This window comes from Mesorhizobium sp. M0189 (assembly GCF_040322135.1).
In the GTDB taxonomy this organism is placed as follows: domain Bacteria; phylum Pseudomonadota; class Alphaproteobacteria; order Rhizobiales; family Rhizobiaceae; genus Mesorhizobium.
The window spans coordinates 45,816-68,701 of record NZ_JAMYSW010000005.1; the positions used below are offsets into that span (position 1 = coordinate 45,816).

16 protein-coding genes and 2 pseudogenes are annotated in these 22,886 nt (G+C 62.5%); 7 read left to right on the forward strand and 11 right to left on the reverse strand.

Annotated elements, in window-relative coordinates; translation table 11 throughout:
• Positions 1 to 182 precede the first annotated feature (182 nt).
• The gene (locus NKJ09_RS11170) at positions 183 to 1,580 is read right to left on the reverse strand and encodes a DUF6600 domain-containing protein (protein ID WP_352496167.1); all 1,398 of its coding nucleotides are present in this window, start codon (positions 1,578 to 1,580) and stop codon (positions 183 to 185) included.
• Between the two features lie 199 nt (positions 1,581 to 1,779).
• Positions 1,780 to 1,972: pseudogene (locus NKJ09_RS11175) on the reverse strand (LacI family DNA-binding transcriptional regulator); the annotation flags it as partial.
• A gap of 112 nt (positions 1,973 to 2,084) precedes the next feature.
• On the opposite strand from NKJ09_RS11175, the gene NKJ09_RS11180 reads away from it, so the two are divergent.
• The gene (locus tag NKJ09_RS11180; RefSeq protein WP_352496168.1) at positions 2,085 to 4,379 is read left to right on the forward strand and encodes a hypothetical protein; all 2,295 of its coding nucleotides are present in this window, start codon (positions 2,085 to 2,087) and stop codon (positions 4,377 to 4,379) included.
• 130 nt (positions 4,380 to 4,509) lie between these two features.
• Positions 4,510 to 4,668 (forward strand): hypothetical protein, encoded by a 159-nt coding sequence (locus NKJ09_RS11185; protein WP_352496169.1) that lies wholly within the window; start codon positions 4,510 to 4,512, stop codon positions 4,666 to 4,668.
• Positions 4,669 to 4,679: 11 nt separating this feature from the next.
• Here the strand turns inward: NKJ09_RS11185 and NKJ09_RS11190 are convergent, their stop codons facing one another.
• Positions 4,680 to 6,191, reverse strand: a complete 1,512-nt coding sequence (locus NKJ09_RS11190; RefSeq protein WP_352496170.1) for a DUF8370 family protein — start codon at positions 6,189 to 6,191, stop codon at positions 4,680 to 4,682.
• Between the two features lie 217 nt (positions 6,192 to 6,408).
• Between NKJ09_RS11190 and NKJ09_RS11195 the strand changes: the two genes are divergently transcribed.
• The 3 genes from NKJ09_RS11195 (at position 6,409) to NKJ09_RS11205 (ending at position 9,297) form a co-directional block, all read left to right on the forward strand.
• A complete protein-coding gene (locus tag NKJ09_RS11195; RefSeq protein ID WP_352496171.1) occupies positions 6,409 to 6,729 on the forward strand; it encodes a dihydrofolate reductase family protein in 321 nt (106 codons plus the stop codon).
• Positions 6,730 to 6,797: 68 nt separating this feature from the next.
• Positions 6,798 to 8,528: an adenylate/guanylate cyclase domain-containing protein gene (locus NKJ09_RS11200; protein WP_352496173.1), complete on the forward strand. Its 1,731-nt coding sequence runs from the start codon at positions 6,798 to 6,800 to the stop codon at positions 8,526 to 8,528.
• Between the two features lie 232 nt (positions 8,529 to 8,760).
• The gene (locus tag NKJ09_RS11205; protein WP_352496172.1) at positions 8,761 to 9,297 is read left to right on the forward strand and encodes a dihydrofolate reductase family protein; all 537 of its coding nucleotides are present in this window, start codon (positions 8,761 to 8,763) and stop codon (positions 9,295 to 9,297) included.
• Between the two features lie 554 nt (positions 9,298 to 9,851).
• On the opposite strand, the pseudogene NKJ09_RS11210 reads toward NKJ09_RS11205, so the two are convergent.
• Positions 9,852 to 10,699 (reverse strand): annotated as a pseudogene (locus NKJ09_RS11210) (LysR family transcriptional regulator).
• A 139-nt stretch (positions 10,700 to 10,838) separates the two neighbouring features.
• Here NKJ09_RS11210 and NKJ09_RS11215 point away from each other — a divergent pair.
• Entirely contained in the window at positions 10,839 to 11,735 is an 897-nt protein-coding gene (locus tag NKJ09_RS11215; RefSeq protein ID WP_031193462.1) for an MBL fold metallo-hydrolase, read from the forward strand.
• An 89-nt stretch (positions 11,736 to 11,824) separates the two neighbouring features.
• Here NKJ09_RS11215 and NKJ09_RS11220 read toward each other — a convergent pair whose 3' ends face one another.
• The 5 genes from NKJ09_RS11220 to NKJ09_RS11240 form a co-directional block, all read right to left on the reverse strand.
• A complete protein-coding gene (locus NKJ09_RS11220) occupies positions 11,825 to 12,694 on the reverse strand; it encodes a patatin-like phospholipase family protein (RefSeq protein WP_352481720.1) in 870 nt (289 codons plus the stop codon).
• Entirely contained in the window at positions 12,691 to 13,941 is a 1,251-nt protein-coding gene (locus NKJ09_RS11225; protein WP_352495532.1) for a M16 family metallopeptidase, read from the reverse strand. The genes NKJ09_RS11220 and NKJ09_RS11225 overlap by 4 nt, the downstream gene beginning before the upstream one ends.
• 286 nt (positions 13,942 to 14,227) lie before the next feature.
• On the reverse strand, positions 14,228 to 15,592 hold the full coding sequence (locus NKJ09_RS11230; protein WP_023717133.1) for a M16 family metallopeptidase: 1,365 nt from the start codon (positions 15,590 to 15,592) through the stop codon (positions 14,228 to 14,230).
• A 104-nt stretch (positions 15,593 to 15,696) separates the two neighbouring features.
• On the reverse strand, positions 15,697 to 16,251 hold the full coding sequence (gene rsmD / locus NKJ09_RS11235) for a 16S rRNA (guanine(966)-N(2))-methyltransferase RsmD (protein ID WP_352495533.1): 555 nt from the start codon (positions 16,249 to 16,251) through the stop codon (positions 15,697 to 15,699).
• Entirely contained in the window at positions 16,232 to 18,283 is a 2,052-nt protein-coding gene (locus NKJ09_RS11240; protein ID WP_352495534.1) for a pseudouridine synthase, read from the reverse strand. Before NKJ09_RS11240 ends, rsmD begins: the two co-directional genes overlap by 20 nt.
• A 76-nt stretch (positions 18,284 to 18,359) precedes the next feature.
• Between NKJ09_RS11240 and NKJ09_RS11245 the strand changes: the two genes are divergently transcribed.
• On the forward strand, positions 18,360 to 18,812 hold the full coding sequence (locus NKJ09_RS11245; RefSeq protein WP_023717130.1) for a nucleoside deaminase: 453 nt from the start codon (positions 18,360 to 18,362) through the stop codon (positions 18,810 to 18,812).
• Positions 18,813 to 18,898: 86 nt separating this feature from the next.
• On the opposite strand, the gene NKJ09_RS11250 is transcribed toward NKJ09_RS11245, so the two are convergent.
• A complete protein-coding gene (locus NKJ09_RS11250) occupies positions 18,899 to 19,579 on the reverse strand; it encodes a hypothetical protein (RefSeq protein ID WP_023717129.1) in 681 nt (226 codons plus the stop codon).
• 195 nt (positions 19,580 to 19,774) lie between these two features.
• Complete coding sequence (ileS, locus tag NKJ09_RS11255) at positions 19,775 to 22,765, reverse strand: isoleucine--tRNA ligase (protein WP_352495537.1); 2,991 nt, start codon at positions 22,763 to 22,765, stop codon at positions 19,775 to 19,777.
• Between the last annotated feature and the right edge of the window lie 121 nt (positions 22,766 to 22,886).

The window sequence follows — 22,886 nt, forward strand, 5'->3', positions numbered from 1 at the left end:
CCCGGTTGAGAAAAGCTTTTCTCTTATGGCCCCTGCGGGTGCCGAATGGTGAGGTCAGCGGACGCAGGGCGATGTGGGAAAAGGTTTTCTCAAGGGGGAGATTAGGACGAAGGATGTGGGGATGGCAAGGGGGAATGGCGGGCACCGCGATCGAATAATCGCGGTGCCGCAGCCTACCCGTACTAGCAGCTCTCAGTCTGTGGATCGCACGCCTTGTTTTTCTGTTTCTGCGGCTTGGCCGCCTGCTCGGGCTCGGCTTGCTGCTGCTCGGCCGCTGGCTGCTCCTTGGCCTTCGGCTTCTCAGGCTTGGCCGCCTGCTCGGGCTCGGCCTGCTGCTGTTCCGCGGCGGGCTGCTTCCTGGTCTTCGGTTTCTCAGGCTTGGCCGCCTGTTCCGGTTCGGCCTGCTGCTGCTCGGCGGCGGGCTGCTCGCCGACCTTCGGCTTCTCAGGCTTGGCCGCCTTTTCGGGCTCGGCCTGCTGCTGCTCGGCGGCGGGCTGCTTCTTGGCCTTCGGCTTCTCAGGCTTGGCCGCCTTGCCGGGCTCTGTCTGCTGCTGCTCGGCGGCAGGTTGCTCCTTGGCCTTCGGCTTCTCTGGCTTGGCCGCCTGCTCGGGCTCGGCCTGCTGCTGCTCGGCGGCGGGCTGCTCGCCGACCTTCGGCTTCTCAGGCTTGGCGGTTTCTTCGGGCTTGGCCTGCTCGGTCGTTGCAGCGCCTTCGGTCGGCTTCGATTTCCGGCCAGCCTGAACCTGCTTCACCTCCTCGATGTCTTTGAGCTTAGCTGGTTTGGCCTTAGGGTCGGCTTTCACCTCGCCCTCAAAGACAGCGACCGTATCGTTTTCCAGTTTGCCGGACTGCTCGGGCGCGTCGGTCTTGCTGACCTTGACGGCAGTCACCTTCTGGTTCGTCTCCTTTTCGATCACATCGACATCAATGACTTTGTTGATCACCAAATTGTTCTGGATCGTCACGTCGCCGGCCGGCTCGGCCGCCTCGACGATGCGCACAAACTCCGGCTCATCACGGATAACGACCACAGAAATGTCCGCGGCAAGGAATTCGCGGGTGGGGACGACAACCCAGTAATAGTCCGGCGTCGTGTCGAAGGTCACCTCGATTGAAATCAGATCCGGATCGCGGCGCGGCGGCAGCGGAGCCCAGATCATATGCTCCCTGTCACGACGCCAACTCACCCATGCCGGCGCCCAACGAGTGCCCGGAACCCAGTACCAGCCGATATCGTCGGCATAGCCCCACCGGCCGTAATGGTACGTCGCCCAGCCGAATGGCTCGTCGGATATCCACAGCCAGCCATACTGCTCGGTATAGGCCCAGTGTCCAACGGTATACGGACGCCAACCGTCAGGTACATCAACCGGCACGAAAACGGACGCTCCGTGATACGAGACCCAATCACCATAGGAAGACAGGTCTTCGTAGAACGTGCTGATCGAAACGGTGGTGGCAGCCCTTGCCTCGGACACAAGCGACAATGGCGCAATCGGGTTGGGAATCTCGACGACCGTGAGCAGACAGGCGCCGCCGAGCATCAGTCGTACCGCATGGTGGGCAAGGACGCGTTTCATCGCAATCTTCCTCCGAAACAGATCGCCCTTCATCCTACAAACCCGCCGGCTGCCGGATTGTTCCGCTTGCCGACGTTAGCCGCTTCCCCGTGTCGCGATGGTTTGGCATCGCACGATGGTACCAAATGTCAGAGTAGCTTCATGAGGGCGGTGACCGTCACAAATGCGAAGGCGCGGCGAAAGGTCGTCGGTCAGCGGGCCCGATGGTAAAGGAGCCGCCGCAACGGGTTCTGCGCCAGGCTGTTCGGACGATGGCCAAGCCGCTGCGCCGTCTCGCGAATCCGGGCCTGCGTCTCCGCCGTCATCCGCCCCTGCCCGTTCAGGGCTTTCGAGGCGGTGGCGACGCTGACGCCGGCGATGATGGGCGTGTCCGAGGTTCGTGAGAAATGCAGTCACTTACACCGCTCTGCGCCAGAACCGAACATCTGGTGTTGGCCGACGCAGCTTCCATTTAGAGTGGCGGAGCCACTTGGTGATAGGGGCGGCGGCCTGTATTCTTGACCAATGAACAAGAGCACCCCCAGAAGCGCAGTTGTCAGTCCTCGGGCGAGAGACTCCAAGATCAAATTCAGCGAGTTCTCCATTGATTCGGAGAAGCATCCGGAGTTCAAAGCGAAGGTACTTGAGGCAGCACATGCGGGAGTGGCCGAGTTCCCAAACCAGCTCGCCCTCATAAAGGATCAGCTCAAGGACAGCGAGGCGTTGGGCGTTCTTGCCTCCTTGGCAAGTTACGGCCTGCGGGCCTACGTCTCCGACAAAGGTGTCGAGCAGCGTGGGAAGCGTTCGATCGATGTCGAGCAGCATCATGCCGAACTGCTGCAAGCCATTCTGCTCACTATTCCCACAAATGAGGTAAGCAAGGGCATACTTACCCCGGACGTAATGCAGACGGTATTCGACACACTCCCTAAGCTAGCGGAAGCTTTCTACTTCCAGCGCATTATCGACGCAGAGAGCATTGAAGACAAAGCCGAACACATTGTGCGCTCGCTGCAGGAGCGCGTCCGACTGCATACGCAGGCAGTGCGCAACTGGGGCTACTTCGACGAGGTCGTGCGGCTAACGCTCGACCTCTTCCAGCCGCTCGATGCGAACCTGAGAGCTCACTACGGGTTCGGCGCAACGGATCTGATCGAGACCATGCTCGCCGTCGTTCGGGAATATGAACGCAGGCAAAGCGAGCATTTTAGTACGCTGGCGAAGGTTTTTCGCGGGGGCTCGGTGCGCCAGATGGTCAGGCTCTACTACAAGCACGTTCCCGACCTCCAAGGAACTCCGGAAGCGTTCTTGGCAGCTTTGCCACCGGGGGTTACGCCTAATCAGCTCATGAGCATGACAATGGCACATTTCGATCTGCGACTGGCCGATCGGGCACAATTTGCGCCCGATGAGCTGGCTACGATAACAGGTAAGTCGCCCGAAATCGTGAAGGCGATCTTCAAAGAACTGTCGCTGCCACTTGGCGCCCTGGTGGATACAAAACCCGAGTACCTCTTCCTCGGAAACCCGGTCTGGGAAACGCCGCTTATTGATCTTGGCGATTCCTATTTCATCCCGCTACCGCAGGTGGTCTTTAGCCATATCCATCGCGTCATGGATAGACTCGCCTCCGGCGCGAAGATCAAGGAGAAACTCTCGGGCAGAAGGTCGCGCTTCCTCGAAGACCAACTCGAAGGCGCTTTCCGCAAGATGTTTCCCGACGCGGATATTCGCCCCGCTGTGAAATGGCGTGTCGGGGATCAGCAATTCGAGACCGATCTCCTTGTCCTGATCGACCGAACCGTTGTGATCGCCGAGGCGAAGTCGCATCGGCTGACTGCCGAGGGACTACGGGGCGCGCCTGACCGCGTAAAGCGCCATATCAAGGATATGGTCCTCGACCCGTCGATGCAGTCGGCTCGTCTCGAACAGTTGATTGCCGGGGCACGGAAGGGTGACGTTGCTGCTCTTGAGATCATGAGGGCGATGAAGATCGACACTTCAGTCGTCGACCGTGTCATTCGCGTCTCCGTGACGCTTGATGACCTATCCGTACTCAGCTCCGCTGAGCCGGACTTCAAGAAAGCTGGTTGGGTGCCAGAGGACCATAAACTCGCGCCGACGATTTTGATTGCCGATCTCATCTGCATTGCCGAGATATTGGATAACCCGCTACTGTTCCTGCACTACCTGAGCGAACGATCTTACTTCCAGGGCTCCCTGGAGTTGCTAGGCGACGAGTTGGACTTCCTCGGCCTATATCTCTCGACGGGCTTCAACATTAGCGCTCTGCGAGACGAGAATATTCGCTTCATTCCGAGTGGGATGTCCCTGCCGATCGACCGGTACTTCATGAGCCTCGAAGTGGGCGTGAAACTACCCAAGCCGAAAGCAGAACTGCGACCGCTCTTTCGGCAGATTGTCAATCGTCTCGTCGAAACAAAACCGCATGGCTGGACGACCGTCGGTCTGCATCTGCTTTCATGCGCTGATCCAGCAGAGCAGGCAGCAGTTGAGCGTTCGCTAGCGAGACTCCGCGCAATGGTGCGCAAGAATTATCGTGATCCAGTTCATCTGAGCTCACTTCAGATACAGCCCCCGGAGGAGCGGAAGGCGCGCGTGATCTTTCACCTGTTCCCGGAACAGCATCGCAGCGAGACAAAGAAGGCAATGGAGCAGTTTGCGGCCATGGCGCTCACAGATGACCGTGTCGACGCCTGCGTTGTCTTTGCTCGCGGCACAGAAACCTGGGGACGTCCCTACGAGGCCGTGATGCTGGTGCAGCGCGACGAAGAAGTTACTGACCCCTCCGTGACATAGCGTTTTGTGGGACGCAATCTGTTTCGGTGCGCCCTTAGCAGTCTCGCCAAAAGGAGAGCGCCATGCGAAAACTTGTCGTCGCCGAATTCATCAGCGTCTATGGCATTACCGGGTCGAGAAGCTACTTGGCGTGACCTGGTATGGCGAGATGAACAGGTTCAAGGAGGATGAGCTTGCCGACAGCCGCGCCATGCTTTTGGAGTGCACGACCCATGAGATCTTCGCCGGTTCCAGACTGAAGGAAACCGGAGATTTTGCCGACCAATTACTCAATGCAGCGTACATCTAGGCGGTGCATTGTCATGCGGCTTTGGAGGCCGAAGGCTTATTGTCGCGCCGTGCATCGATCAGTACCACATCTTTGTTGTCGTCAAGGCCGAGCCGCTTAACGATGCCCTTCACCCTCACCAGTTCGGATGCGCTGAAGTAGATGATGGCCTTGATTGCGTGCTTCGCGTCGCTTGCCGCCTGGTAGATCTCGGCCTGTTTCGCGAGGTTTTGCTCGAGCTTGGTATTCTTAGCCAGTTTCATTTCGACCAAGGTCTTGTCTCGGCCCCGGCTGATTTTGAAATCCACTGGGCCACGGCCGTCGTTAGCCTCAGCGCCGGCATCGGAAGGCGTCCCGAACCAGACAAGGCGGTAGAGAACGTGCAAATCCTTTTCTCGCTCGATCGGCTGGCCCTTATCATCATAGAAAAAGCGGTGGCCGCCTTTGTTTTCTATGACGTCCTTTAGGTAGGCTAGGCGGGCGTGCGCTTCCTCATAGGTCGTCATACCGACCTTATAGAAATCCGTCTCTGACAGCAGGACGGATTGGAGTTCCTGCAGTTGCTGGATAAACAGGTATTCGATCGCGAGGACTTTTTCCTCGCTGACATCCTTTGCCTCATCGCCGCGCATTTCCTTCAAGCGGATGTAGTAGTCAATGATCTGCGGAAATTTCCGCATGGTTGCGACGACGGCAGCCGAGCGATCCTTTTGAGTGGGCTTTCTCTCCTTATGTGGTCTTCGTTCCTTGTTCTGGCTTGCCGGTTTTGGTCTGCGATGGAGCTCTTGCTCGAAGTAGTTAAAAACGGCCGATCTTAGCTGCGAGTCGGGTATAGCGGTGGGAACTTCCTCGAATCCTGAAATCAGGTCGCCCCGATTGATCCAATTGTCGTCACGGGTGAGCATGTCCTTCGGTGTCAAGATGACGTAGTCGCCATTGACCCAAGGAAGCTTGTAGCGCGTTCGTGCCCAGGCTTGCGTCTTATAGTTAAATCGGGCGCGTTCGACCCACACCTCACGTACCGCTTGGTCCGGCAAATGCTCTGTGCCGAACTTTTCCGTGTATTGGCAGAGGAAATCCTTGATCAGGTTAGTCGTAAAATCGCTGATGTTGTCGCGACCTACACCGTCCGACACTAGGCAGACTTTCTCGATGTGGCTGCTCTCGGTGATCCTCTCGGCACCAAAGTTGGAAAATACGACATGCAAGTTGGCGTGCAGATTTCTGGCGAAGTCCATGCCAAGGCCGACTCCATCGTTGCCCGTTTCCGAGAAACCGAGCCAATTCTGCTTAACTTCCGGGAAGCAGTACCAGTTTCTTAGCTGACCATCGTCAAGACGCCCTTCTGCAGCGCGATCCCGTAAGAACACAAGATATCCGATAATCTGCTCGTGAAGCGCCACGTACTCGGGCCTTTCGCTATGGAAAAGCAGGAACGGGTCTATAAACAATGGTAGGTCGTTTACGATAGATATGTTAACAGCCCCGTAGTCGTCGAATACAGATTCCGCGATGCCAAAGTAGTCGCTGAGAAACGTCGCCATAATCCCTCCAAGTCGGCATAGATTACAGCGGCCTGGTATTTTCTCAAACAGATTATTCGAATATCCTCATGCTTCCCGCAGCAGTCCGTTTCATTGCACAAGTTGCCCAAGGAAGGCTCCTCCGATGCTGAGCTAAATCAACCAAGCGCCGCGCTATTTCTCACCGAGCATGTCGCATTGCCCGCGCCATCCGTCCTCTGACCATCAGGAGAGCGCCATGCCAAAACTCATCATCAGCGTCGATGGCATCGCCGAGGTCGAGAAGCTGCCAAGCGTGACCTGGAACGATGAGATGCAAAAATTCAAGGACGACGAACTTGCCGACAGCGGCGCCATGCTTTTGGGGCGCACGACCTATGAGATTCTTGCCGGCTCCTGGGCAAGGAAACCGGAGATTTCGCCGACCGGTTCAACGCGCTGCCGAAATATGTCGCCTCGACGAGCTGACGCCGCGCCTCCCGCCATTGATGCGATCGAGTTGGCAGCCACCAGGCGGAAGGTTCTGATCCGCCCTTTCTTGCTGCTGCGGAGTTCTTGATTCAGCCACAAGCCCAAATTGCTGGATTTGGCAGCCCAGGAAGCGTAGGCTTGGTTTTTGGTTCAGCGATGGAACAGAGACTGGCCGCAATTCTGGCTGCCGATATGGCGGGCTACAGTCGGCTAATGGAGGCCGATGAATCCGGCACGCTCGCACGCCTTCGCACCCATCGCATAGAACTGGTCGATCCCGCCATCGCGAAGAACAAGGGCCGGATCATCAAGACCACCGGAGACGGCATGCTCGTTGAGTTCCAGAGCGTGACTGATGCCGTGAAATGCGCCGTGGAAATCCAACAGCGCATGAAACGGCGCAATTCGGATGTACCGCAAGAACGGCGCATCGAATTCAGGATCGGCATAAATCTCGGCGACATCATTTTCGACGATGACGACATTTTCGGCGACGGCGTCAATATTGCCTCGCGCATCGAGCAACTCGCCGACGTCGGCGGTATCTGCGTGACCGCAGCGGTGGCGACCCAGATTGCCGACCGTCTCGAAATCGCCATGGAGGACCTGGGCGAGAAGACGTTAAAGAACATCAGCCGCCCGGTTCGCCTCTATCGCGTTGGGTTTGACAGTCCTGTCCTGCCACAAGTCGAGGCAAAGCGATCCATCTCGAAACCTTCGATAGTGGTGCTGCCATTCAGCAACATGAGCGGCGACCCCGAGCAGGAATTTTTCGCGGACGGACTGACCGAGGACATCATCACCGAACTGTCCCGCCACCATGAGCTGTTCGTCATCTCGCGCAATTCCGCCTTCGTCTACAAGAACCGCGCCGTGAATGTGCGCGAGGTGGCCGAAAAACTCGACGTCCAATACCTGGTGGAGGGAAGCGTCCGCAAGATCGGCGACAGGGTGCGCGTGACGGTTCAGCTCATCGACACGGCGAATGACGCTCATATCTGGGCAGACAAATATGACCGGAAGCTGGTCGACATATTCGCGATTCAGGATGAGGTGACCGCGGCGATCGCAGCCACGCTGCCCGGGCGTGTCGAGGCGGCTCAGCGGGACCAGCTCGCGCGGGCGAAACCTGCAAACATGGCCGCGTATGAATGTGTGCTTGCTGCCAAGGTGCTGCATCACCGAAGCACGATTGCGGATAATGAACGCGCGCAAACCTTGATAGAAAGGGCCGTCACGCTCGACCCCGATTATGCCCATGCCCATGCCTGGCATGCCTGCATTCTTGGCCAGGCCTGGGTCCATAGCTGGTGCCAAGACAAGGATGCCGTCTGGAACAACATCATGGCAGCGCTCGACAGGGCGCTGGCGCTGGACAACAACGATGCCGATGTCCACCGCATCCTCGCGGCAGTGAACGTGAACAACAATGAGCTGACCACAGCGCGCTACCATCAAGAGCGGGCGCTGGCCCTCAATCCCAATTACGACCTCGTGGTGGTGCAGCAAGGCGAGTTATTGACCTGGTTGGGGAGGCCGGAAGAGGGAATTGAGTGGATCCGCAAGGCAATGCAGTTGAACCCGCACCACCCGGAGAGGTTCTGGAGCCATCTGGGAAAGGCGCATTTCGCCGCGCGCCAGTATGGCGAGGCGATCGAAGCTTTCATGCATCTGTCAACCATGGACTCGGTTCAGCACGCTTTCGCCGCTGCCTGCTACGGCTGGCTCGGCGACGAAATCGCGGCCGCGGCGCATCTAGGCAAGATCAGAACGCTCGATCCCCAATTCGACCTCGATTCATTCATCGCCACCCTGCACTATGCCCAGGAGTCTGATGTGCAGCACGTCCGCGAAGGACTGCTGAAAGCCGGTATTGCCCGCCTGTAGCCAGCCCGCAATTACGAACCAGATCCAATCGGGGACAGGCAAAAAAGACCGCCCCCACCCGACGCGGACCTCGTGGCATGGCCGAACGACGGGCAGGTCGGAGACGCTTTTCCCACGGTATCGGTCTTTGGAAGCGAACGGGGAAAACCCCTCCACCTGAAAAAGCGCCGCGCTAGTTGACGGTGCAGTTCGCACAAGACCCGCACGGCCGCCCCGACAGAAGGAACCCGCCATGAGAAAACTCATCATCACCGAATTCATCAGCGTCGATGGCATTGCCGAGGTTGAAAAGCTGCCGAGCGTGGCCTGGAACGATGAAATGCAAAAATTCAAGGACGACGAGCTTGCCGACAGCGGCGCCATGCTTTTGGGGCGCACGACTTATCAGATCTTTGCCGGCTCGTGGCCCAAGGAGACCGGAGACTTCGCCGACCGCTTCAACGCGCTGCCGAAATATATCGCCTCGACCAACTTGACGGCGCTGGACTGGCAGCCGGCCGAGTTGCTGCAGGGCGCCTTGCCGGCCGCGGTCAGAGGGCTGAAGCAAGGCAGCGGCGGCAACATCTATGTGCATGGCAGCCTCAGCGTCGCGCAGGAATTGCTGCGCCATGGCCTCGTCGACCGCATCAGGCTGCTCAGCTACCCCGGTGCCGTCGGCCAGGGCAAGCTGCTATTCCCGCCCGGCGCGCAATTGCCGCTCGAGCTGATCTCCGCCACGCAATTCAGCAACGGGGTGGTGGCGCTGGAGTATGCGGCGGGGAAGGCGTGATGAGCCAATCTCCCCCCTCGTGGGGGAGATGCCCGGCAGGGCAGAGGGGGGCGCGAAAGAACGCCGGCCTTTGTTTCAACGTGTGATGAGCTGGAACTTGCGCGGGTACGCTAAGGCCATCGACTGATAGGTCGGCGGGACAGCGCCCCCCTCTGGCCTGCCGGCCATCTCCCCCACGTGGGGGGAGATCGCGGCTTCCGCCTTGGCGCTCATCCTGCAACGCTGGCGAAAGCGCCGATGACAGCCAATCTCCCCCTGAGGGTCCCCTTGAGGGGGAGATGCCCGGCAGGGCAGAGGGGGGCGCGAAAGAACGCCGGCCTTCGTTTCAACTTTAGCAAGCGCATCGGGGCATGGGCCCCCACACCCGGATTGCCAACCTAATTGCGAAGGGCAATTCGGGGCAATCCGACCTCTCCCCGAGGGGAGAGGAGGTCGCCGGCGTTAACGCCAGCCTCTTCTCCCCAGCGGGGAGAAGGTGGCCGCGAAGCGGCCGGATGAGGGGGGCCCCCTATGCGATAGCCCTGCCGTTGGGGGGGAGATCGCTGCTTCGCCCATCAGCGCCCCCGCCCGCCTGCCTCCAGCTTCTGCTCGGCCGCAATCAGCATCTCGACAAACCTCGTCACCTTGGGCGGGCGGAAGCGGGCGGCGGGGTAGACTGTGTAGATGCCGCCGGAGGGCAGCCGCCACTCGGGCAGGACCTGCACCAGCCGCCCGGCGGCCAGCTCGTCCCGCACCAGAAAGTCCGGCAGCACCGACAGGCCGGCGCCGGCGCGGACGGCCGCCAGCACTGCCGGCGTCGCGTCAATGGCGATCGTTGCCTGCATGCGCACGACCTGCTGCTCGTTGTCGCCGCGCGAAAATTGCCATAGCAGCGGTTCGCGCAGCGCCATGTTGGCGATGAAGGGCAGCCCGGCAAGGTCTTGCGGTTCCCCGGCCGTGAACCGGCCTTCAAACCCGGCGCCGCACACCATGAATTGTTGGAAGGTGCCGATGCGCCGCGCCTGCAGGCTGGAATCGGCCAGCCAGCCGACGCGGATGGCCACGTCGATGTGGCCGGAAACCAGGTCGATCGTCTCGTCGCCCAGCGTCAGCTCCTGCCGTAGTCGTTGGACGCCGCGATGCGCAGCGTGCCGGTCGGCTCGGCGGCGGCCTGCGCGAGCTCGTCGAAGGCATCCTCGGCCTGCTGCAGAACCTGCAGGCAGCGGGCATGGAATGTCCGGCCGGCCTCGGTCGGATGGACGCGGCGCGTCGTGCGGATCAGCAGCGTCGTTCCGACATCGCGCTCCAGCCGCGCCACCTGTTGGCTGACGACCGCCTTGGTGATGCCCAGCCGCTCGGCGGCCCGCGTGAACGAGCCGGCGTCGACCACCGCCGCGAAATAGGCCAGCCGGTTCAGGTTCATGCGTGGCTCATGGCAGATGCAGCCCCATTGTCAGGCGAAAGCATACATTACGTCTATTTTGTCGGCCTTCAATATGCATTCCGTTTTTGCCATCTTGCGGCATCGAGGCCGCCGAATTCCGCATTCCCAGGAGACATCCATGTTCACACGGAGAAGCATCATGAAAACCACCCTCGCCGCCGGCGCTGCCGCGGTCTTTGCTCCCGCCGGGCTTGGCCATGCGGCCAGCGGGCTTTCCTGGAAGCATTTTCCCGCCGGCGAAAACGGCTTCTTCCGCGCCCCGGTGCTGGTCTCCGGCGCCACCGAAGCCGTGCTGATCGATTCCGGTTTCACCTACCCCGACGGCCGGGCCGTGGCCGAGGCGATCAAGGCGACCGGCAAGACGCTCACCACCATCTATGTCAGCCAGTCCGACCCCGACTATTATTTCGGCCTCAAGCGGATCAAGCAGACGTTCCCGCAGGCACGGGTGATCGCCGCAGCCGAGACGGTGGCCGCCATCAACGGCAATGTCGAAAAGAAGCTCGCCGTCTGGGGGCCGCAGCTGAAGGAAAATGGCCCGCAGGCGCTGGCCGACGTCGTCATCCCGGAAGCGTTCGACGGCAAGACGCTCAGCGTCGACGGCGAGAGCATCGAGATCGTCGCCGCGGAAGGCCTCGGCAACCGGCGCTATCTGTTCGTGCCGTCGCTGAACGCGGTGTTCGGCGGGGTGATGATCTTTGCCGGCGTGCATGTCTGGACCGCCGACACCCCGACCAGGGAACTGCGCGCCGCCTGGCTGGCCAACCTCGAAAAGATCGCGGCGCGCAAGCCGGCGATCGTCGTGCCTGGGCACATGACGCCTGGGGCGGCGACCGACCTTTCGGGCGTCGAGCACACAAAAACCTATCTCATCGCCTTCGAGGAAGAACTGGCCAAGGCCAAGGACGCTGCCGCGCTGAAGAGCGCCATGGAAGCCCGCTTCCCCGGCCTCGGCATGGGGGTTGCGCTCGACATCGGCTCCAAGGTCGCCACCGGCGAGATGAAGTGGGGCTGAGATTGGCGCCAATCTCGAGCTGATCCGCACCACTTACGAAGGATACGCTCATGGTCCAGCGGGCGTTGACGCCGGGCGCCTGACGGCTGTCATCCGCCGAGACGGTTGGTGCGCTTGCTGGCTTCGGCCTTGGCCCGCGCCTCGACCGCCCTTTCGATCTCGCGCTTCAGCTCGTCCTTGATCGCCACCGTCTCGGCCATCAGCGCCTCGACCTTCATGAAATCGAGCACGCGGTATTTCGACACCGCCGGCCGGATCAGGATGTCGGGCCGGCTCTGGTTCAGCTTACTGGCGATGATCGACTGCATCATCAGCTGCGTGGCGCCGAACATCAGGTCGACGGAGGTCGGGAATTTGCGCCCGGCCTCGGTCGGCGCGCCGACCACGTCGACGGCGATGACGATGTCGGCGTCGAGCTCGATCAGATCGAACGGCACGGGATTGTAGATGCCGCCGTCGATCAGCAGCCTGCCGTCGCGCATCACCGGGCGGAACACCGCCGGGATCGCCGCCGAAGCGGCCAGCGCCGAATGGAGCTCGCCTTCGTCGAGCACCGCGAGCTTGTGGCCATAAAAGTCCGTTGCCGTCACCTTCAGCGGTATTTTGAGTTCGGCGAAGGTCTCGGGGATGGCATCGGGCAGGAACGCCTTGAGGATGCGCTCGACATTGAACTGGCTGACCCGCAAGCCGCCCTGCAACGCTTCGGCAAAGGTGCCGGGCCGCGCCCGCCACATGCGCGTCGCCACTTCGGCGCGGCGGCCGAGGATCGAGCGCGTATAGTCGTGAATGTCCTTGCCGGTCATGCCCGAGGCCATGCCGGCGCCCATGATGGCGCCGATCGACGAGCCAGCGATTGCCGCCGGCCTTATGCCCAGTTCGTCCAGCACCTCGATGACGTGGATATGCGCCAGCCCACGCGCGCCGCCGCCGCCAAAGGCGATGCCGAAGCTAGGGCTCATCCCTTGTTGGCCTCACCCAGCTTCGGCCCGACCACCATGACGGCCGGCTCGGCGGAGAGCAGCTTTTTCGCCGCTGCCTTGACCTGGTCCAGCGTCACCGCGTTTATCAGCGCGGCGCGGCGCTGCATGTAGTCGATGCCGAGCTTGCCGAGCTGGATCTCGACCAGCGTTGCGGCGATCGCGCCGGAGGAATTCAGATTGTTGATGGCATAGGCGCCGATCATGTATTTCTTGGTCGCCGCCAGCTCGGCTTCGGTCGGCCCCTCCTCGGCCATGCGCTTGACCACGTCGCGCACCACGGCCAGCGTCTCGGCCGCCCTGTCGGCGCGGGTCGAGGTGGTGATGGAAAGCGCCTCGGAATGCTGGTGGTCGACGAGGTCGGAGCTGACGCTATAGGCCAGGCCGCGCTTCTCGCGCACCTCGTCGAACAGCCGCGAGGTGAAAGTGCCGCCACCGAGGATCTCGTTCATCAGCACCGCGGCGAAGAAATCCGGCGCGTTCCGCTTCACGCCGGGATAGGCGAGTTGCAGCGAGGCCTGCGGCTGGTCGTAAACGACCTCGAGCTGCTGGCCAAGTTTCAGGTCGATGTCGGGAACGGGCGTAAGCGCCTGCTTTTCCGGCAGGCTGCCGAATACCAGGTCGAGCTTCTGCTTCAGCGTCTCGGCGTCGATGGCGCCGACCACCGCGACATGCAGACCGTCGCGGGCGAAATTCGCCTTGTGGAAAGCGCTGAGATCGGACGGCGTGATCGTCGCGATGCTTTGCCTGGTGCCCTGGTCCGGCCGCGCATAGGGATGCCTGCCGTAGATCGCGTCCAGCCATTTGCGCTGGGCGAGCGTATCGGGATCGCGCTCGTTGGCGATGATGCCGGACAGGATTTGCGCGCGGATGCGGTCGATCGGCACCTGGTCGAAGCGCGGCTGGTTGACCGCCACGCGCAGCAGGTCGAAGGCGCCGTCGCGCTGCTCGGCCAGCATGCGCATCGAGCCGTAGATTCCGTCGCGCTGCGCATCGAAGCTCATCTCGGCGCCGACATCGTCAAGCTTGACCTGGAAGGCCTCGCTGTCGAGGTCGCCGGCGCCTTCGTCGAACAGACCGCTCATCAGGTTGGCAAGCCCTTCCTTACCGGGCGGATCCTGCGTCGCGCCGCCATCGAAGACGAAGCGGATGGCGACGATCGGCACCGAATAATCCTCCACCAGCCAGGCGGTGATGCCCTTCGACGAGGTCACCTCCTGGATGTTCATGGCAGCACGAGCCGAAAGCGCCGGCAGGATGAGGAAGACGAGGGAGAGGATGAGGGTCGCTAGAAGAGGGCCGGAGCGCGCGTGCTTCCCTTCTCCCCTTGTGGGAGAAGGTGGATCGGCGCGAAGCGCCGAGACGGTTGAGGGGTGTTGGACGGAGTGCCGTTGGTGCCAAGCTGGAACACCCCTCATCCGACCGAGCTTTGCTCGGCCACCTTCTCCCACAAGGGGAGAAGGGGAGGAGCCCGGGGGAGAAGGCAGAGCGGGACCGTGCTGGTTCATCATCAAATCAATTCCCAGCCTGGGTTTGCGGCAGAAGATAGCCGGTCGTTGCGTGGTCGAGATTGAGATAGCGGGCAGCGACCGCCTTGACCTGGTCGGCGGTGACCTTGCGGATGCGGTCGGGCCATTGCTGGACGTCCTGGACGTTGCCGCCGGTGGCGAGCGTCGAGCCGTAGATGTTGGCCATGTCCTCCTGCTTGTCGCGGGCAAAGATCATCGAGCGGACGAAACGGTCCTTGGATTTTTCCAGCTCATCGCTGGTGACGCCGTCTTTCGCGATGCGGGCGATCTCGACGTCGACCGCGGCCTCGACGTCTGCAAGCTTGGCATCGCCGCGCGGCGCGCCATAGACGGTGAAATTGCTGTCGTCGAGCATGGTGCCTTGGAAGAAGGCGCCGGCCGCGGCGGCTATCCCTTGCCTGACGACAAGCTCCTGGTAGAGCCGGCTGCGGTTGCCGCCGCCGAGGATTTCGGACAGCACGTCGAGCGCTTCGGCTTCGCCGGGCTTTGCCGTGTGATAGGACGGAACCACCCACTGCGTCGTAAAGCTCGGCACGCTGACGCGCCCGTCGGTCAGCGTCACCGTGCGCCTGGTGTTCTGCTCGGGCTCGATCGGGCGGATGCGCGGCGGCAGATCCGGGCCGCGCGCGATCTTGCCATAGGTCTTTTCGGCCAGCGTCTTGACCGTTTCCGGCTCAACATCGCCGGCCACCACCAGCACGGCGTTATTGGGCGTATAATATTTGTTGTAGAAGGCCATCGCGTCGGTGCGGTTCAGCTTCTCCATCTCCTGCATCCAGCCGATGACCGGGATGCGGTAGGGCTGGTTCTGCCACAGCGTGGCGTCGATCTCCTCGTCGAGCACCGCCTGCGGATTGGAGTCGATGCGCGAGCGGCGCTCCTCGAGGATGACGTCGCGCTCGGTCTTGATGACATCGTCGTTGAGGATGAGATTGCGCATGCGGTCGGCCTCGAAGCCCATCATCTCACCGAGCGCCTGCGGCACCACTGTCTCATGAAAAGCGGTGTAGTCGTAGGAGGTGAAGGCGTTGTCCGAGCCGCCGATGGCGGCGACGGCGCGATCGAGCTCGCCGGCCGCATGGTTGCTGGTCGCCTTGAACATCAAATGCTCGAAGAAATGGGCAATGCCGGATTTGCCCGGCGGCTCGTCGGCGCTGCCGATCTTGTACCAGACCATATGGGTGACGATCGGGGCGCGGTGGTCGGGGATGACGACGACCTCCATGCCGTTGTCGAGCAAGAAATCCGTCACTGCGCCGTCGTCGGGATTGTTGTCCGCCAGAGCCGGCTCGGCCATCACCAGGGCCAGTCCCAAGAGCGTTCCGCGCAGCCATTCAGCCTGAAATGTCATAGATGGCTCCGGTTTGGGGTGGAACGATAGGCGGGGTTGCTGGTCGAGGCAAAGCGAATTGTTCGTCATTTTGAAGGCGCGGCTTCCTCGCCAATTGCGGGGCCTCACCCAACCTCGATGAAGCGGATGACCGTCTCGCCATAGTTGCGCTCGTCGACAACCGAAAAGCCCGGCCCTGCCTCGAACGGCGCCGCCGCCGCTTCCTCGACTACGCAGAGCGCGCCGGGGGCGAGCCAGCCGCCGGCCTTGGCCGAGCGCAACGCGCGTTCGCCAAGGCTCTTGCCATAGGGCGGATCGGCAAAGACCAGGCCGAATGCAGCGATGGTGCCCGCCTCGCCCAAGGCCGTCGCGTCGCGACGGAATATCTTGGTGCGCCCAGTGAGGCCGAAAGCCTCGACATTGGTGCGGATCAGGCCGCGCCCTTCGGCGGATTCCTCCATGAAGACAGCATAGGCAGCGCCGCGCGACAGCGCTTCGAGGCCGAGCGCGCCGGTGCCGGCGAACAGGTCGAGCACGCGCGCGCCGTTCAGTTTTTCGGGAAAGCGATGCGCCAGCACGTTGAAGACCGCCTCACGCGTGCGGTCGGTCGTCGGGCGGATGGCAAAGGTGCGGGGCGTCGCCAGCGGACGCCCGCGAAGCTCACCGCCGACGATCCGCATTGCTTCCTTTCGGGCCGCCACGCGGCCGGTCGCCACCGCTATCCGAACGTTCGCCACGAGGCTTGCCGAACGGCTTTGCACCGCCGGGCTTGCCATAAGACGGCTTGAAAGCGGCCTTGCGCGCCTTGTTTTCCGCCGCCTTGGCGGCGTCTGCCTCCGCCCTGCCCTTGCCGATCGGCCGCGCCCCCGGCGCCATCCAGACATTGGCCTTGCGCTGGCCCGGCGGTTCGATCGGCCGCTGCTCGCGTTCGGATTTCTTGCCGCCGAAGCCGCCACGAGGCTTGTCGCCACGGGGTTTGTCCCCGAAGTCGCCGCGTTCAGGTTTGGCGCCACGCTCGCCAAAGCTCCTCTCCGGTTTTGTCGACAGCTTGCCGAGCGCTTCGTCGCGGCTGCCTTCGCGGCGCTTGCGGTTCTTGATCAGGCCGCCCTCGCCGATCGGACGGCGTTCGCCGTCACGGGTGAATTTCGGCCGCTCGGGCTCCTCCTCCCGCTCACGCCTGACCGGCTTGTTGGAAAACGGCTTGGCGATATCGGCGTCGAAATTGGCACCGGACTCTTCGACCAGGCGCTCGCCGAGCTGGTCGCGCAGCACGCGGCCCTTGATCTCCAACACATGGCCTTCCGGCAAATCGTCGAGCTGGAACGGCCCGTAGGAAATGCGGATAAGCCGCGTCACGTCGAGACCGAGCGAGCCCAGGATGTTCCTGACCTCACGGTTCTTGCCTTCCCGCAGGCCGAGCGTCAGCCAGGCATTCGAACCCTGCTCGCGGTCCAGCGTCGCCTCGATGGCGCCATAAAAGACACCGTCAACGGCAATGCCTTCGCGCAGGCCCGCGAGCGCGCTTTCCTCGACCTTGCCGTGGACGCGCACGCGGTAGCGCCGCAGCCAGCCGGTCGCCGGCAGTTCGAGCACGCGCGACAGGCCGCCATCATTGGTGAGCAGCAGCAGCCCTTCGGTGTTGATGTCGAGCCGGCCGATGGTCATCAGCCGCGGCAGCCCGGGGGGCAGCACGTCGAAGACGGTCTTGCGGCCTTCGGGATCGCGGTTGGTGGTGACCACGCCGGCCGGCTTGTTGAACAGGAACAGCCGCGTGCGCTCGATCGGCGGGATCTCCATGCCGTCGAGATGGATGATGTCGCCGGGCATCACGTTGAAGGCCGGCGAGGTCAGCGCCCTGCCGTTGACCTTGACGCGGCCGGCCGCGATCAGTTCCTCGGCATCGCGGCGCGAGGCCAGGCCGGCACGCGCCAGCCGCTTGGCAATGCGTTCGCCGGCTTCTTCCGTTGCCTCGACGCGACGCGGACGCGGCTTGAAGCCGCCCTCCGATGCCGCCTGTGCCCTTTGTGCCCCTTGCGGCCGATCGCCGCCAAAATCACGCTTAGGACGATCCCCGAAGTCACGCTTGGGACGGTCGAAGCGCTTTTCGCCGTGCTCGCCTTCGGCAGCGGCCGGCCGGTCGCCGCGCGGCGCGTAGGGCTTGCGCGGACCTTCGCGCTTCTCATAAGGCTTGCCCTCCGGACGCGGCCCTTTGCTGAATGGCCTCTCGCTGCCTTTGAAGTCGCGCTTCGGCCGCTCGCCTTCGGCAGCTGCTGGCCGGTCGCCGCGCGGTGCATAAGGCTTGCGTGGACCTTCGCGGTTCTCATAAGGCTTGCCTTCCGGACGCGGCCCTTTGCTGAACGGCCTGTCGCCTTCGCGCTTCGGCTTGAAGTCACGCTTCGGCCGTTCGCCTTCGGCCGCCGCCGGCCGATCGCCGCGCGGTGCATAAGGCTTGCGTGGACCTTCGCGCTTCTCATAAGGCTTGCCTTCCGGACGCGGCCCTTTGCCGAACGGCCGGTCGCCTTCGCGCTTCGGCTTGAAGTCGCGTTTCGGCCGTTCGCCTTCGGCCGCCGCCGGCCGATCGCCGCGCGGAGTGTAGGGTTTTTTGACGCCGAAGGACGGCTTGCCACCCTTGCCGGGAGCGCCATCGCGACCACGCGGCCCCGCCGGTTTCGGGCCGGCCTTGCGCGGGAATTTCTTGTTTTTGTCGTCCATGTGGCCTTTGCTCGTTTGCGCGGGTAGTAACAGGATCGCGCTCTAGTGGCGAGGAGATAATCGGAATGGAAACCGCGTGAGGCGGCAGGATTTCATGGCGCTGGCGCTGAAAGAAGCCGAAGCCGCCGCCCTGCGTGGCGAGGTGCCGGTTGGCGCGGTCGTCGTCGGCGGCGATACGGTCGTTGCGAGTGCCGGCAACCGCACCCGCGAGTTCGCCGATCCGACCGCCCATGCCGAGATGCTGGCGATCCGCGAGGCCTGCCGCAAGCTTTCCAGCGAGCGGCTCAGCGGCCACGATCTCTATGTGACGCTGGAGCCGTGCACCATGTGCGCCGGCGCCATCTCTTTCGCCAGGCTGCGCCGGCTCTATTTCGGCGTCGCCGACGAGAAGGGCGGCGCAGTCGTCAATGGCGTTCGCTTCTTCACGTCACCGACCTGCCATCATGTGCCCGACATCTATCCTGGCATGGCCGAGAACGCTGCAGCAGCATTGCTGAAGGACTTTTTTCGCGAGCGACGCGGACCCTGATTTTCCTGGTTCGGCAGACGGACCGAATCCAAGTCAGCCAATCCAGTTCAGCCAATCCAGGCCAGAACGTCTCTGGCGCCGTCAGTCTACCAGGGCAGCCAGTCGAACATGCCGCTGCTCTTGCTCTTGGCGGCCGCCTCCCTTTTGAGGCGGCGTTCCTTCTTGTACTCGTCCTCGCCGAGGTCACCCTGCGGCGCAGTGTCGGCGGCAGCGCGGTATTGCACCGGCGGCTCGCTCAGATATCTGCGGGTGGTCGGGTCGCCCTGTTTGCCTTCAGCCCGGCGGCGCATGATTTCCGCGGCGCGGTCCTTGTCCGAATCGGCCGGAGTCCAGGCTGGCGGGTGGCTCGAGCCCGACTGCTTCAGCGCGGCCTTGACCGACGCCGGATCCGTCTGCACGTCATCGATGACCTGCGCCTGGTAGGCCGGGTCGTCCTGATGCAGGGTGGCATCGGCGCGCAGGCGGGCACGGCGCTGCTCCGGCGATTCGGGCCATTCGGCACTCGCCGTCTCGATGCTTTCCTGCGGCGGCGGCAAGACTTCCTTCTGCCCCGGCCCTGGCTTCACCAGCGTGGGGCGCGGCTTGTAGTCGATACTATCCTTGCGTTTGGGTGCGAAGGAAAAAGCCCCGGTGAGGTCGCCGGCAAGCTGCGCGCCCGCGGTCTTGTCGGTCCCGTAGGTGGGCGAGCCCATGCAGCCGGACAAGGCGAGGCTCGATACGACAAGCGGCGCCAGCAGCGCGACGCGCGCGTAAGTTCTCTCGGTCATGCCAAAAAGTCCCACTGTAGACAGCCTCTCGATTGCCGCCGGCCAAAGAAAGGTCCGGCCCCCATCGCCTATGCTCTTCCGACGGAATTCCGGCGACAATTTGTCGTCCGGAGTTTCGCGTGTTTACCTCAACCACTCGTTAAGGGCAACGCACGGGGGCCGATCGGCCGCCCGCCGTGGCAATTGTGCACCGCCTTAAAGGCGGCTCAAAGCCTTCAGCTCATGCAGGACAGCTGCGTCACGGGCCGAAACATCCGGGAATTCCGGATCTGAGCCGACATCGGCGGTGTAGCGCCAGGAGCGTGCGCATTTCACCAGGCCGCGGTCCTCCGCCTTCTCGACGACCACGGCGACGCCTTTGACATCGTCGAGGGTAAAGCCGCCCGCCGGCGCCTTGCCGTGCGCGATAACCAGATCGCTGGTGATCGCCATCTCGGCCATGTCGACATCGGCGATCGCCGCTTCGAGTAGGGCATCGTCGAGAGTGACGACCGGCACCGCTTCCAGCGAAGAGCCGATGACCTTCTGCGCGCGGGCGATCTCCAGCGCGCCGGTGACGACACGGCGGACCTGCCGCACCTTGCGCCACTTCTCCGCCAGCGCCTCGTCCTTCCAGTCCGCCGGGATCTCCGGGAACTGGTCGAGATGCACCGAGACGACATCCGGATGACGGTCGAGCCAAGCCTCTTCCATGGTGAAAGGCAGCATCGGCGCCAGCCATTTCACCAGACAGTCGAAGAGATGGCGCACCACCTGCACGGAAGCCTTGCGCTTCACGCTGGAAGGCGCTTCGCAGTAGAGCGCATCCTTGCGGATATCGAAATAGAAGGCCGACAGCTCGATCACCATGAAGTCGAGCAGCGCGCGGGTGATGCGCTTGAATTCGAAGGCGTCGTAGCCCGAGCGTACGACTTCATCGAGCTCGGCGAGCCGGTGCAGCATCAGCCGCTCCAGCTCCGGCATCTTGTCCAGCGGCACCTCCTCGCCATCGTCATGGGCGAGCGTGCCCAGCATCCAGCGGATGGTGTTGCGCAGCTTGCGGTAGGCGTCGATGTTGGTCTGCAGCACGTTTTTGCCGAGCCGCTGGTCTTCCCAATAATCGGTCGTCACCACCCACAGCCGCAAGATGTCGGCGCCGGACTGTTTGATGACGTCCTGCGGCACGACGGTGTTGCCGAGCGACTTCGACATTTTCCGCCCCTCCTCATCCATGGTGAAGCCATGGGTGACGACGGTTTCGTAGGGCGCCCTGCCCCTGGTGCCGCAGCTTTCGAGCAGCGAGGAGTGGAACCAGCCGCGATGCTGATCGGAGCCTTCGAGATAGACGTCGGCCGGCCATTTCAGGTCGGGCCGGTCCTCAAGCGTGAAGGCATGCGTCGAGCCTGAATCGAACCAGACATCGAGGATGTCCATCACCTGCTGCCATTTCGAGGCATCGTGATTGCCGAGGAAACGCTCCTTGGCGCCGGCGGCGAACCAGGCGTCGGCACCTTCCTTCTCGAAGGCGTCCATGATGCGCTGGTTGACTGCCTCGTCGCGCAGGACATTGCCGTCGGCATCGGCAAAGACGGCGATCGGCACGCCCCAGGCGCGCTGGCGCGACAGCACCCAGTCAGGGCGCTCCTCGATCATGGCGCGGATGCGGTTCTGGCCGGCGGCGGGTACGAAACGGGTATCGTCGATGGCTTTCAGGGCGCGGCTGCGCAGCGTCGTGCCGTCGCCAAGCTCCTTGTCCATATAGACGAACCATTGCGGCGTGTTGCGGAAGATGATCGGCTTCTTCGAGCGCCAGGAATGCGGATAGGAGTGCTTCAGCCGGCCGCGCGCGAACAGCGCGTTTCGCTTGATCAGCTCGTCGATGACGGCCTGGTTGGCGTTGCCCTTCTTGCCATCGTCGTCGATAACGCGCGCCGCTCCACCCTCGCGGTCCGGGCCGAAGCCCGGCGCGTCCTTGGTGAAGAAGCCGGCATCGTCGACGGTGAAGGGGATCGCGGTGTCGATGCCACGCTGGCGAAGATCAGAGGCGGCATCCATCCAGGCGTCGAAGTCTTCTCGGCCGTGTCCCGGCGCGGTGTGGACGAATCCGGTGCCCGCATCGTCGGTGACATGATCGCCGGCCAGCATCGGCACAGGGAATTCGTAGCCACCACCCAGACTTTTGAGGGGATGCGAAAGCGTAAGATTTTCAAGCTCTTCGGCGCCAACGCTGCGAAGACGATTCAGGGTGACGTTGGCCTTCGCGGCAGCGTCGTCTGCAAGTTTCTCGGCAAAGATCAGCTTTTCGCCGGGCTGGGGGCCAAAGGCGTTCTCGGCCGCCGTGACCTCGTAGAGACCATAGTTGATGCGCGGCGAGTAATTGACGGCGCGGTTGCCGGGGATGGTCCACGGCGTCGTGGTCCAGATGACGACGTTGGCATCAAGCAGATCGAGCGACGTCTGCGTCAGCTTGGGATCCAGGGCTGGCTGCCCATCATCGATGTTGATGACCTGGCGAGCGAGGCTGACGACCGGAAACTTCGCCCAGATCGTGTCCGACTCATAGTCCTGGTATTCGACCTCCGCCTCGGCCAGCGCGGTGCGCTCGACCACACTCCACATCACCGGCTTGGAGCCGCGATAGAGCTGGCCGGACATGGCGAATTTCAGCAGCTCGCCGGCGATGCGCGCCTCGGCGTGGAAAGCCATCGTCGTATAGGGATTGTCGAAGTCGCCGACGACGCCGAGGCGCTGGAATTCGGAACCCTGCACCTTGATCCAGTGCGCCGCAAACTCGCGGCATTCCTGCCGGAACTCGTTGACCGGCACCTCGTCCTTGTTCTTGCCCTTGGCGCGGTACTGCTCTTCGATCTTCCATTCGATCGGCAGGCCGTGGCAATCCCAACCGGGTACATAGTTCGAGTCATAGCCGCGCATCTGGAATGAGCGGGTGATGACGTCCTTGAGGATCTTGTTCAGCGCATGGCCGATATGAATGTTGCCATTGGCATAGGGCGGGCCGTCGTGCAGCACGTATTTTTCGCGGCCGGCTGCGTCTTCGCGCAGCTTGCGGTAAAGGTCCATATCCTGCCAGCGCTTGACCAGCAGCGGTTCCTTTTCCGGCAAACCGGCGCGCATCGGAAAATCCGTCTGCGGCAGGTAGAGCGTTTTGGAATAGTCGATCGTCTCGGCGGTCTCGGTATCAGTCATTCGTCTGCCATATGCGTTGCCCGTCGGCAAAAGAGCCCGGGCGTTGAACTATCATGATCTGGAAAAAGCGCGAGAGGCCGCGCGCAAGATTCCCGGCGGCTCCGGCGGCGGTCAAGCCGCC